We start from the raw sequence: 12,324 nt of genomic DNA, 5'->3' as shown, positions 1-12,324 counted from the left end.
CTTTCGGGTTAAAGCGCTGTGCAGTTAAAGCTCTATGCAGTTAGAGCTCTAGGCGGCGGGACATGTCGGAGGCGAAAACCCCCGTCGGGTCGATGCGCTTGCGGGTGGTCAGCCAGCCGGGCAGGCCGGGGTACATCTTGTGGAAGTTCTCGGCGGAGGTGCGGGACTCCTTGGCCAGGTACAGGCGGCCGCCGAACTCCATCACGCGCCGGTCCAGGTCGTCCAGGAAGGCGCCCAGGCCCGGCTTAATTGGGAAGTCCACGCAGACGTTCCAGCCCGGCATCGGGTAGCTCAGTGGAGCCTTGTTACCCTCGCCGAACAGCTTGAACACGTTCAGTGCGGAGTAGTGGCCCGAGCGCTGGATGTCGCGGATGATCTCCTTGAATGGCTCCACGGCCTCCGTCGGCACGACGAACTGGTACTGCAGGAAGCCCTTGGAACCATAGCCGCGGTTCCACTCGCCGATGAGGTCCAGCGGCTGGTAGAACTGCGTGAGGTTCTGCACCTGGTTGCGGTACTCGCCGGACTTCAGCCACCACAGCTCGCCGATGGCCACCATGGACAGCTTGTTCATGGTGAAGCTCGGGAAGATGTCCGGCACGGTCATCAGCTGCGGGGCCTTGAACTTCAGCGGATCCTTCGCCAGCTTCGGCGCGTACTCCTTCAGCTGGTCCAGGGTTGCCAGGGAGCCACGGGAGATCGCGGCGCGGCCCAGCTTCGGCTCCGGGCTGATCGCGTCGAACCAGGCGGAGGAGTAGGTGAAGTTGTGCTCCGAACCGTCGGAGTGGAACGCGATGGTCTCGTCCAGGGAGTGCGTCATGTCTCCATCGGCGATGAAGTACGCGGTCTCCGTCTTCGTCATCTCAATGGTCGCGCGCAGGATGATGCCGGTCAGGCCCATGCCGCCGACGGTGGCCCAGAACAATTCGCCTTCCGGGTCGTCCTCGGAGCCCTCCGGGGTCAGGTGCAGTACGCGCCCGTCGGCCACCAGCAGCTCCATGGAGCGGACGTGGTTGCCGAAGGAACCCGCGGAGTGGTGGTTCTTGCCGTGGATATCCGGGCCGATAGCGCCGCCGATGGTCACCTGGCGGGTGCCGGGCAGCACCGGCACCCACAGGCCGTGGGGCAGGGCGGCCTTCATCAGCTGGTCCAGCGTCACGCCAGCATCCACGTCCACGAGGGCGGTATCGGGGTTGATGCTGTGGATCGTGTTCAGCTGCTGCATGTCGATGACGAGCCCGCCGGCGTTCATGGCCGGGTCGCCGTAGCTGCGGCCCATGCCGCGGGCGATCACGCCACGCTGCAGGTGGCTGGGCTTATCCGCGTTATCGTCGGCCACGCGCGCGACGGCGGCGGCAATTTGGTCGACATCCTGTGTGGACAGAACTTCGGCGGTCGTGGGGGCGGTGCGACCCCACCCGGTGAGGGTACGAGTGCTGGTGTGCAATTCCATGTTCTCTACCCTAGCGCCCGGGTGGGACAACCCCTGGGCGCGGCGCCGCGTGGGGCTCAAGTTGCCAGCGTTTTCGCAGTTGCGGTGTGGGCGGCGTCACTAAGAAAGGGCGAGTGCGAGCTAGCAGAGAGCTAGTAGAGCTCCATGATCTGGCGGATTTCCTCCGGCAGTTCCTCGGGCTCGGTGATGGTGGGGCCGTCGTATTCGCGCAGGATGTCGCGCACGCGCTGGCGGCTGGTGCTGTCGAGGATGGGCAGTTCCTGGGCCATGAGGCGCGTCATGAACTCGTTGAGCGGCAGGTTCGTGCGGGTGGAGGCCTCGTAGCTGCTTTCCTTACCGACGCCACCGACTCGCACCGGTGCACTCCTGTGTTCCTGCTCGGCGGGGGAGAGCTTGGAGCGCTTGAAAAGTTTCGCAGCGGCGGGGAACCTATCAAAAACAGCCATGGGGAAGATCATAGTCGGTGGTAACCTCCAATAGCGATGAGCACAACTGCCCCTGAAAGCACTGCCGCCGAGTCGAATGTTGCCGCGAGTACCGCGGCCCCCGGCGCGCCCGAACCCGTCCGCTACGACCCGATCATGGTCGTGGCCGCCGCAGGCCCCGCCGACGATCCCACCTTCGCCATCTGGCAGGTGGAAACCGACCCCGACGTGCAGCTTGGAGATTTTTCCGGCGCCTGGCTGATCGATGGCTCGGGCATCCACGGCTTCGCCGCCAGCGCGGACTGGATTGAGGGGACCGACGACCGCGCGGCCATGCTCGCCGCCTTGCTGCGCTATCCCGTGCTGTTTGTGGGCGACGAGGAAGCGGCGAAGGTGCTGCCGAGTGACGTTGCGCTGGTTGATGTGGCGGCCACGGAGGTCGCTCTTAATGACGCCCTCACCTCCGCCAAGCAGCACTTCAGCGACGAGTTCCCGGGGAAGAAGCAGCCGGCGTGGGGGAGCTTTCGCACGCTGGAGGAGTTCCGCGAAGCCGAGGCTGGCGTGGCTGGCAGCGGTGCTAGTCAACGCGCTGGGGAAGGCGCGGATGAGTGCGCCGGAAGCCGCGCCGGGGAGAGCGCGGGCGCTGCCGACGGGAGCGATAGTGCGGATAACGGGGGTGGCAGCGCAGCCGAGCGGGAGGCCGTGGCGGCGGCTCTACAGGAGGCCGCCGCACTGCGCGGTTGGATCGCCCAGTACAACGCATTCGATAAGTTGCGAGTCCGCCGACTTGGCCCTGTGATCAGCGAGTTTGTGACTGCTCAGCCGCTTCCGCTGGTTCTCGCCCAGCGAGGTTAGCCGGGCGCCATTACGCTTAGATGCATGAATCGCTCATCGCTTTTTGGAGCCGCCGGGGGCTATGAATCAGCCGGCGGTTCCACTGCTGCGCGAGCGAAGGTGAACGGCGGCGCGGAGGCCGCGGATGCGCCGGAAAGGGCGCAGACCGCGGAGTCACAGGCCATGGAGGCGCAGGTCACGGAGGCACCGATCGCGGGCGGCAGCGTGATCTCCCTGTCGCAAATCCGCACCTCCCGGCGCGATGGCGCCGACGGGGCGGAGGCTAACGCCGGGGGAGCGGCAGACAGCGCAGCTGAGGGGGTTAGCGCCGAGGGGGCGGAAGTGCAGGAAAGCGTGGGGATTATGTCCACACCGGGGGCGGGGAGTAGCAAGAAATCCGGAGCTCACACCACTGTCTTCACCGTGGTGGTGGAACACCACTTCCCGGGCGTGGGAAGGTACTCCCGCCTGCTCAGCGTTTCCGGCGCCATGAGCGTGGCCGATTTCGCCGAGGCGATCCTCACTAGCTTCGACTGGCCTGAATCCGTGAACCGAGTCCCCGAGGCGCACCCCACCCGCTACGTCGCGCGGGCGGAGCGCGGCGCCGACGCGCCCGCCGGCGCTGAGACTTCCGGCGCTGACAGTGCGGGCGCCGACACTGAAACTCCCGGCGCTGACAGTGCGGGCGCCGACACTGAAACTCCCGCCACCGCCGACACCACCACCGAGCCAACCTGGAGTTTCCGCGCCCGCACCGCCGGCCGCGTGCGCGTCTACGCCAAGGGCGCAAACTCCATTGGCACTGCTCTCGGCGACATTTTCCGCCGCGGGACCATCGGCGTGCTGAAGGTAGGCCGCTACGACTTCAGCGTCAACGTCACAGACACCACCACCCGCCACGAGGAAATCGAGCTCATCCCCACCGGCTCCCCCTTAGACGCTTCCTTCGACGCGCCGGGCGAGCCGGATGCCGAAGCAGTGCTCCTGGCCGCGGACTTCCTCGCCGATACGGAGGAGGATGCGGCTGAGGCGGGTGGCGTCAATAAGAATCAGGAAGACGAGCTCGCTGCGCACTTGCACCCTGCAGGCATTCCGGCGCGGGTGGATGTCACGGAGGTGAACGTAACGCTGGCGGGCAAGGATACCGTCGAGCAGATCCTCGCCGAAACTGACCCTGAGCTGCGGGAACTTCTGCACGAGCGGGCGCTGTACGAGTTCATTCCGCTGCTGCAGGCGCTGGACTTGGAGCGGCCGGCGAACGTCACCGAGCACGCCGCCGAGCTGCTGGCCGATGCGCCGATCGAGAAGAGCAAGATCGGGCGCGCGGCTGCGTGGGCGCGGATCATCGCGCTGTCTACGCTGGTGGATTCGGAGGTCGACGAGGTCAGCGAGGCCTTCATGTCGGCACTCGGCTTCACGCGCGCGGATGCGAAGCTGCCGCCGACGGATACTGCCTTGGGTACTGACGCCCTCAGTGCCAGCGAGATCAAGTGGCTGTCACGGCGGACCGGGCGCATCTTGGCGCAGGTGGGAGCGTGCAAGTGGGAGCCTCAGCCCGATGACCAGGCGGTTCCTTTGGTTCCGCAGTGCTCGCTGCTGGACCGCTTGGAGATGTACCGCTTCGTCCTGCAGCGCTAGTTTGGCTGCTGCTCGCCGGGCTGGGCCTGCAGCGCTAGCTTGGCCGGGCTGCTGCTGTGGTTTGCCTAGCTTGGCCGGGCTGGCCTGCGCTGGGCTTGGCTGGGCTGCTGAGGTAGTTTGTGCAGCCAGCGTTTGTGCGTTGAATTTGTAGCATTCTGGAGAGCACATTCGGCCCTTCGGAGCTTCATGGGGTCTTGACTGTCGGAAAAGTTGCAGTTCCTGTCGCGAAATGTCGGAAAAGTTGCAAAACGTTTTTGGGCGCAGCCGGAGAAGAATCGGGAAAACGCCCTGACCTGCATATTTACAAAAATGGAAATGGTGCGCAATAACAAATTGCAACATTTCCGACATTTAAGCCTCTGGCAGCGGCTGGAGAGTCCGGAGTGGCCGGAGTGACCGGAGGGAGGCGGCGAAGCAGAGTTGGAAAGCCGGGTGCGGCGGAGCAGAGTTAGAGAGCCGGGTGCGGCGGAGAAGAGTTGGAAAGCCGGGTGCGGTGGAGCGGAGTTGGAGAGCCGGGTGCGGTGGAGCGGACCCCGGCTAGCGTTTGAAGATGAGGAACTTCTGGATCAGGAAGTTCAGCACCGTCGCCGTGCCCTGGGCAATCACAAAACTGATCGCACGCACCCAGAACGCATTCAGGTCGAAGCCCTCCAGCCACGGGATCGATACCTTGTACAGCCCCCACTGCACAATAAAGGTCAGCCCGTAGGTCACCATGGTGATGGCGAATCGGCGCCCACTCGGCTCCGCCTGGAAAGTCCACCGACGGTTGATGAAGTATGCCGTCAGGGTTCCCAGCACGAATCCCAGTGCCTTCGCCACGCCATCGCTCAAGCCGAACGCAAAGGTGAACAGCGTTGTGGAGCCGAAGTCTACGACGGCGCTGAAGCCTCCGACCAGGACAAACTTCACCAGCTGCGACTGGATGATGCGCTGCGCCCGGGTGGTGTGCTCAGACTGAAAGTTATCGCCGCCCCGCGCGCCCTGCCCGGCAGTGGCATTGTCGGCAGCGGCGCCGGAAACCGCGTGGGGCCCGCTGACATTGCTAGCGCCGGTCGCGGCACCGGAAGCAGTGCCGGCGCCACTGGAGTGTCCGGTCCCAGCGGGATCGGTGCCTGGCTGGGGCGAGGGGGCGTCATTAATAGCGTCATTAAAAGAAGGCTTAGACATCCGCATCACCGGCGCCAGAACCCGCACCGCCAGTCCGCGGCTCGACCACGCGCACCGCCCGGCTGGCCTCGCGCGGCGCAGAGCGGAACGTCCACAGCTTGTTGAACAGGAAGTTCGCCGGCACCGCCAGGATCACGCCGATGAAGTTGCCCCAGTACGCGCGCGTGCGCAGCCCCGTGGAGTTATCGAAAATGTCGTGCGGCAGGGCGATCGGCGACTCCGGATTCACCAGCGCCGTCGAGACCACCAGCGTGATCAGCAGGCCGAATACACCCACGGCCATGAACTGCGGCAGCTGCTTCCACCAGGCGCGCTTCGGCTCGTGGCGGAACGTCCAGTAGCGGTTCAGGCAGAAGTTCCAGATGTTCGCCAGCAGGAACGCAACCACGGAAAACACGTGGTACCAGCGGAAATGGTACTGGGTGCCGAGGAGGTTCAGGAAGGCATCCTGTACGTGAATGTCCCAGCCGGCCTCTGCGAGCTTCTTCGACAGCACGAAGATCGCCTGGTTGACCACAAACCCCGACGCGCCGACGAGCCCGAATTGGATGAACTGCCGCGCGACGTTGCGGTGGCGGTGCGCGCGGGAGGGGGCGGCCCCTTCGGCGTTCTTCTTATTGACGCCGGCGTCGTCAGCGGGCTTGGTGGGCTCAGCGCTCGGGGTGGTCTGGGTTTCGGACACGGTCACTTCGGCTAACTTCATCCTCGGTTAGGTGGTGTTAGGCGGCGCCGCCGGAGAGCTGCTTGGGTGTTGCCTTGGGTTCCAGGAGCGCTGGGGTCCAGAAGCTCTGGGGTCCAGGGCTGCTCAAGTGCTGCTCGGGGCACTGCGATAGTCACTTAAGACTACGCCTGTGACCGGGTAAAAGGGAAAATCCTGGCCGGTGTGTGCGCTTAAAAAGTTGCTTAGAAATCCGCGGGCGGGTGCGAGCGCAGGCCTGCGGGCTAGCGCTCGGCGCGCTGCGGGGTGTTGCACACCCCGCGCCCCGCCTCGTCTCGCCGCGCTAGCGGCCCGGCCGACGGAACTGCTCGCGCCGGCCGAGCGCATGCAGCCGCAGCCACTCGGCGAACCCCTTCGGGTCCTTCTTCTGCACCAGGAAGAACCATCCGAAGCGGGCGTATTCCTGCGGCAGCAGTTTGCGCATCCCCGGCTGGTTCATGATGTACCCGCGGTTGCGGTACGTGAAGTAGCGCTTGAATTCGTTGTCCGGGTACTGCGTGTGCATCTTCCCGCCGAGGATCGGCTTGAACTCGTCCGAGCCGTCGGGGTGCAGATACGCGCAGGTCAGGCACGTTCCGAAGGGCAGGCCGCTGCGGACCAGGCGGCGGTGGTACTCCACCTCGTCGCCACGGATGAATAGCCGATAGTCGGGCACGCCAATTATCTCCATCGCCCGCGCACTGATCAGCGCGCCGTTGAACAGGCTGGCGATACCCGGCAAGAATGAACCCTCCAGCTCGGATAGCGTCCGTCGCCACACCAACCCCTGGCGCAGCGGGAAGGCCAGCCGCTCCGGATCCTCGATGTTGCATACCACCGGGCTGATTTCCTCCAGCCCCTCGCGCTCCGCAACTTCCTGCAGGGTGGCCAGCACGTGTGCGTCGGCGGGGCGCCCGTCGTCGTCGGCGCACCATATCGCGTCGGCGCCCAGGGAAAGAGCCGTCAGGAACCCCAGCGCGAAGCCGCCGGCTCCGCCCAGGTTCGTCGCGGATCCCACGTAGTGGCCCCGCGACGCGCACACCGCTTCCACCAGCTCGCGCACCGCCGGGTCGTTGCCGTTATCCACAACCACCACGTGCGCAACCTCCGCGCCCTCCTGGTTTGCAACCTGGCGCAGCGAGGCCTCCAGCAACTCCACGCGGTTATGCGTGACGATCACTGCGGCGACGGTGTCTTTCCTGCTCAGCGGCATGTGTTAGGCCTGTTCTTTCTCTGCGACTAGCTCCTGCACCTCACGGCGGCGCACCTTGCCCAGCTGGTCGGCGGGCAGCTCCTGGAATGCATGGAATACCTTCGGCACCTTATACGCAGTAAGTCGTTCTTTGGCGAAGGCGCGGAAGTCGTCGGCGTCAATAACAGCACCATTGGCCAAAACCACAGCCGCAGCGACGGTCTCGGACCCATCCTTGCGCTGCACGCCCACGACGGAAGCCTGCTCGATGGAAGGGTGCGCGCACAGGACTTCCTCGACTTCGGCGGGGTAGACGTTGAAGCCGCCGGTGATGATCATCTCCTTGATGCGGGAGACGATCTTCAGGTACCCGTCGGACTCCATGACGGCCATGTCGCCGGTACGGAACCAGTCCTCGTGGAAGGCGTCGGCGGTGGCGTCCGGGCGGTTCAGGTAGCCCTTGAACACCTGCGGGCCGCGGACGACCAGCTCGCCGGCCTCGCCGTCGGGCATGGTCTCGGCGGGATTGTCGGGGTTGGCCACGCGGATTTCGGTGGAGGGGAAAGGCACGCCGATGTAGCCCTCGCGGCCCTTGCCCATGGGGTTACCTGCGATGATCGGCGCAGTTTCGGTCAGGCCGTAGCCCTCCACGATGTTGCCGCCGGTGCAGCTTTCCCACTCGCGGACGGTCTCTGCGGGCAGGGCGCTGGCGCCGCTGAAGGAGTTGCGGATGCCGGAGAGCGGCATGTCGCGCTTCGCCGCTTCCTTCATGATGTTCTGGTAGAGCGCGGGCACGCCGGGCATCCAGGAGGGCATGTTCTTCTTCATTACGCGCATGACCAGCGGCATTTCGGGCGCGGGCAGCAGCTGGATTTCGCCACCGATCATCGGCGCGAGGGTGATGTTCATGGTCAGGCCGTATGCATGGAAGATCGGCAGCGCGGCCAGCATGACTTCCGGCTTCGGCCCCTTGCCCAGGCCCTTCACCCAGGCCTGGCCCTGCCGCAGGTTCGCGATGAGGTTGCGGTGAGTCAGCACGGCGCCCTTCGGCTCGCCGGTAGTGCCGGAGGTGTAGAGGATCAGCCCCGGGTCGGTCGGGTCGATCTTTTTATTATTGACGCCCCCACGCAGCCACTTTTCGCCATTTCCGCCAGTGCGCATGAAGCTCTTCCAGGAGACGGCGGAGGGCGCCGGGCCGGTGAGCTTTTCCTTCATGGCCTTGATCTTCGGGATCGGCAGCTTCAGGGCATAGCGCAGCGGGGCGGGCATCTCGTCGGGGAGGGTGACGGCGATAACCGTTTCGAGGGGACTGTTCAGCCGGAGGTCCTCGGCGACGTCGCCGACCTTGTCCCAGAAGAAAGCCACCTTGGCGCCGTGGTCGTTGAAGGGGTGGCGGAGCTCGGCGGCGGTGTACAGGGGGTTGTGCAGGGTGGGGACTGCGCCAATGTTCTGGATTGCGTAGAAGGCGATGAGGGCCTGCGGGCAGTTCGGCAGAGCGATGGCTACGTGGTCGCCGCGCTGCACGCCGAGCTTCTCCAGGGCTGCGGAGGCGATGGCGACCTGGCGGCCGTACTGCTCGTAGGTGGTGACTTTGCCGAAGAAGGTAAAGGCGTTGCGCTCGCCGATCGTGTCCACCGCGTGCCAGAAGACCTCCGGAATGGTGAAGCCTGCGGGGTTTTCCGCCGGGTCGTCGAGGTCGATGGTGTGCTGCGTCCACGGGGTGTAGTGCTGCAGCCACGCCTTAGAGTTGAAGGCCTCGGATGCGGTTGCGCCGTTGCTGGAGTTGGTGGCTGGAGTGGCTTCCTCGTTGCCGGCGGGGGTGCCTGCGCCGTTGTCGCCTGCTGGGTTGGTCAACTGTTTCACCTGGTTCTGCGTGCGTTGTTCGTAAGTTGTTCTGCGTGTGCTTTGGGTTTAACTTGCTGGTTCAATGTGCAGGGCGTGGTTGCGCTCACGTGCAGTATGCACTGTGCTTTCAGTCACGCCTGCGCGTCCGAGACCGAGTCTAACGCTTTGGGCGCTCCAACTGGCGGGGTTCTTTAATTCTCTTTTTATCTCTAGTTTGTGTCGGGTGCGCTGCTCCACTTGTCCGGCGCGCACGTGTCACACGCGCCGGGGCGGGGCGGATGGTTCGCGAAGCTGGAGGTGAAGGCGACGGGGGCGAGGTGGCGTCAATAAAAAAGAACAAAAAGGGCTACGACCAGGCGAGCGCGCCGCCGCTCCAGAGGGTGCACGGTGGGCGGGTCGGGCGTGCGGCGAGGGTGTGGAAATGCTCGATGACCTGCTCGATTGCGCGGCCGGAGAGGTACGTTTCCGCCGTGACGCGCAGCAGCGTGATTCCGCGGGCTTGGATGTCGTTTTCGCGTTGACGTTCCTTGAGCAGGGCGCGCTCGATGGCCGGTGTGGTGGAGCCGTATTTCTCGCGGCCGTCGTATTCGACGGCGAGGCCGACGTCGAAGAACATGTCCACGCGCCCGATGGTCCAGCCGCCCTCGTTGAGTATGTTGACCTGCTGAAATGGTGCGGGCAGGCCGTGTTCCCAGAAGCGGATTTTCAGCTGCGATTCGCGCGGGCTTTCGGAGTGGCGGGTGATGAGGCGCGCGGCCGTGCGGGCGCGCTGGGCGCCGTGGCGGATGGGCGCGGTTGCTGGGGTGGCGGCTGGGTCGCGCAGTCCGTCCTGCCACGCGCGCCACGTGCGCCACTCATGCCACGTGATTTTCTTTGTGTGCAGCGCGGCCTCCGTGGCGATGACGGCATCGTCCAGCGAGTGCCGAAGCCCCAGGTCATGGCACGTATCCAGCAGTCCGCTGGTCCAGATTTCGCCGAACTCTGTGGGGATCAGCACAGCGCGCTGGCCCTGCCCCGGCGCCGCGAGGTAGCGCTCTGACCTGCCGTTTCTTCCCATTAGCGTTCTTTTTGGTGACGCCAACTCCACCGTCTCCGGCGGCCCAAACTTCTCGAGGGGCAGGCCGTGGAGGAAGGCTGCCGATTTGCCCGCCACGACGGCCGGACCACTGCGGATATATTCGGCGGCGATTCTGGCTCGGGCTTTAATTGCTTCTGCTTCGGGGTCCTGTTCAAACTCACGCCACTGACCTGCAGGAATGTAAACTCCTGGTGCAAGTCTGACCGCTTCGCCCCTCGCTGCGAGTCGCTGCATTTTTCGTGCCTCCGAGGGGTTCATCGTGTGAACGTCGAGAAGCAGCTTGGCTTTCCTGCGAGGGGGCACCTGGGGAAATGTAACCGCACGCGCCCGCCGAGTGGTTGTGGATTTGGCTCTTGATTTTCCATTGCTTGCGCTGGTTGCAGTGCTGGTGTGTGCGCTGCCGCGAGTATCGCTGTTGTTCAGTTGCTGCGCGGCTTGATCTGTTGTTTTGCACGCCTTGGACTGTTTCACTTTCGAACCCCCTGTTTCCCCTGGTCTGCGTAGCCTTTAAGAGATGTGTTGGAGATAGAGAGATTCGGCAACGCATCCGGGCTGGCGGTCATTCTTGCATTTGAACGAGCTTGGCGGGATATGGGTGGCTCGGGCTTGTGAATAACTCTTTGCAGGTAGGCGATTTATCCACAAGCACAAAAATTCGAGATGCGGGAATCTCCCCGATGGTGTACGGGCGGCTTGCCTGCGGGCGTGGATGTGATGCTGGTGGCGGGCGTGGATGTGATGCTGGCGCCGGGCGTGGGTGTGATGCTGGTGGCGGGCGTGGGTGTGATGCTGGCGCTGGGCGTGGGTGTGATGCTGGCGCTGGGCGTGGGTGTGATGCTGGCGCCGGGCGTGGGTGTGATGCTGGTGGCGGGCGGCGCGCTGGCGCTGAATGCGTGAAAGTAAGTATTGGGGCCACTGGGGGCGTTGTTATTGGTGTGAGTGCTGGGTGAGTGGGCTGGTGACCTCAAGAGCAACTACTGGATGGGAAAATGTCGGAAAAGTTGCAATTTGTTGTTGGGGGACATTTCCACTTAGGCAAAGGTGCAGGTCAGCGAGTTTTTCGAGCTGGGTGCGGACGACGAGGATTTACGTTTTGCAACTTTTCCGACATTTAGCGTCTTGAACTGCAACTTTTCCGACATTTAGCCACTCGCCAGGACGGGCTTCAGGGTGGTTTATGGAATAAGTGGGGCGCTAGGGGCTGGTGGGACAGATAGGACTGGTGGGAAAGTGGGGCTGGTGGGGCGAAGCTGCCAGCCGCCGGGCGAGAGAGTGCCCGATTGTTTGTGTGCGGGGGCTTGGTTTACAAGTACTCCGCGAATCGGTCTGGGTATGCCACAGCTAGTTGGTTGATGGCTTGTTTCCAGCCATTGGCCTTCGCTCCTTCAACATACCCGTTGCACTCCACGGCGCGCTTGGCTTGCTTCGCGCGTTGGGCAGCGCGTTTGTCTTCGATATTGCAGATCATCAACCACAGCGTCTTCAGTGCCGCTGTATCGTTCGGGAACTGGCCCCGGTTCCGGGTAGCTTTACGCAGCTCAGCGTTAAGCGACTCGATCGAATTCGTGGTGTACAACACCTTGCGCGCCGCTGGCGGGAACTGCAGAAACGGCACGAACCGTTCCCACGCATCACGCCACACCTTCACTGACTGCGGGTATTTCTGTCCCAGTTCAGAGGCCTCGAACGCATCTAAACTGGCACGGGCGGTATCTTCGTTTGCGGCCGTGTAGATCTCACGTAACGCGCTGGAGACGGGTTTTCGGTCCTGATAGGACACCCACCGGTTCGCCGCCCGGATCAGGTGCACGATGCAGGTCTGCACCATCGAATTTGGCCAGGTTGCCTCCACGGCTTCTGGTAGACCTTTAAGCCCATCACAGCAGACGATGAAGACATCGCTGACGCCACGGTTGGCAAGATCTGCGCACACAGATGCCCACAAGGCGGCACCTTCATTATCAGCAATCCACAAGCCCAGGATGTGCTTGA

The 12,324-nt window shown here is 64.0% G+C and carries 11 protein-coding genes; 3 read left to right on the top strand and 8 right to left on the bottom strand.

All coding sequences use genetic code 11. The features are described 5' to 3' along the window. Positions 1-40: 40 nt before the first annotated feature. Both MHX66_RS05000 and MHX66_RS04995 read right to left on the bottom strand, forming a co-directional pair. Positions 41-1,453: an FAD-binding oxidoreductase gene (locus MHX66_RS05000; RefSeq protein ID WP_239200813.1), complete on the bottom strand. Its 1,413-nt coding sequence runs from the start codon at positions 1,451-1,453 to the stop codon at positions 41-43. Between the two features lie 131 nt (positions 1,454-1,584). Further along, positions 1,585-1,899, bottom strand: coding sequence for a hypothetical protein (locus MHX66_RS04995; protein ID WP_370642244.1), 315 nt, complete (start codon positions 1,897-1,899; stop codon positions 1,585-1,587). 36 nt (positions 1,900-1,935) lie between these two features. Between MHX66_RS04995 and MHX66_RS04990 the strand changes: the two genes are divergently transcribed. Together MHX66_RS04990 and MHX66_RS04985 are read left to right on the top strand one after the other, a co-directional pair. After that, complete coding sequence (locus MHX66_RS04990) at positions 1,936-2,733, top strand: hypothetical protein (protein WP_239200803.1); 798 nt, start codon at positions 1,936-1,938, stop codon at positions 2,731-2,733. Positions 2,734-2,757: 24 nt separating this feature from the next. Beyond that, positions 2,758-4,350, top strand: coding sequence for a hypothetical protein (locus MHX66_RS04985; RefSeq protein ID WP_239200801.1), 1,593 nt, complete (start codon positions 2,758-2,760; stop codon positions 4,348-4,350). A gap of 537 nt (positions 4,351-4,887) precedes the next feature. Here MHX66_RS04985 and MHX66_RS04980 read toward each other — a convergent pair. The 5 genes from MHX66_RS04980 to MHX66_RS04960 all read right to left on the bottom strand — a co-directional run bounded on the left by MHX66_RS04980 (position 4,888) and on the right by MHX66_RS04960 (position 10,407). After that, on the bottom strand, positions 4,888-5,520 hold the full coding sequence (locus MHX66_RS04980) for a GtrA family protein (RefSeq protein WP_239200799.1): 633 nt from the start codon (positions 5,518-5,520) through the stop codon (positions 4,888-4,890). After that, a complete protein-coding gene (locus MHX66_RS04975; protein WP_239200797.1) occupies positions 5,513-6,223 on the bottom strand; it encodes a GtrA family protein in 711 nt (236 codons plus the stop codon). The genes MHX66_RS04980 and MHX66_RS04975 overlap by 8 nt, the downstream gene beginning before the upstream one ends. 298 nt (positions 6,224-6,521) lie before the next feature. Next, entirely contained in the window at positions 6,522-7,430 is a 909-nt protein-coding gene (locus tag MHX66_RS04970; RefSeq protein ID WP_239200794.1) for a glycosyltransferase, read from the bottom strand. 3 nt (positions 7,431-7,433) lie between these two features. Beyond that, complete coding sequence (locus tag MHX66_RS04965) at positions 7,434-9,272, bottom strand: long-chain-fatty-acid--CoA ligase (protein WP_239200792.1); 1,839 nt, start codon at positions 9,270-9,272, stop codon at positions 7,434-7,436. 328 nt (positions 9,273-9,600) lie between these two features. After that, positions 9,601-10,407, bottom strand: coding sequence for a hypothetical protein (locus MHX66_RS04960; RefSeq protein WP_239200790.1), 807 nt, complete (start codon positions 10,405-10,407; stop codon positions 9,601-9,603). A gap of 585 nt (positions 10,408-10,992) precedes the next feature. Between MHX66_RS04960 and MHX66_RS10580 the strand changes: the two genes are divergently transcribed. Further along, the gene (locus MHX66_RS10580) at positions 10,993-11,229 is read left to right on the top strand and encodes a hypothetical protein (RefSeq protein ID WP_304504314.1); all 237 of its coding nucleotides are present in this window, start codon (positions 10,993-10,995) and stop codon (positions 11,227-11,229) included. A 406-nt stretch (positions 11,230-11,635) separates the two neighbouring features. Here MHX66_RS10580 and MHX66_RS04950 read toward each other — a convergent pair. Continuing rightward, positions 11,636-12,324, bottom strand: a 689-nt coding sequence (locus tag MHX66_RS04950) for an IS256 family transposase (RefSeq protein ID WP_239200788.1), incomplete at its 5' end; no start/stop codon positions are given.

The organism is Corynebacterium sp. ACRPH, from assembly GCF_022347285.1.
Lineage (GTDB): Bacteria > Actinomycetota > Actinomycetes > Mycobacteriales > Mycobacteriaceae > Corynebacterium.
Note: the sequence above shows the minus strand (reverse complement) of the source record. Positions and strands in the feature narration are given on the sequence as shown.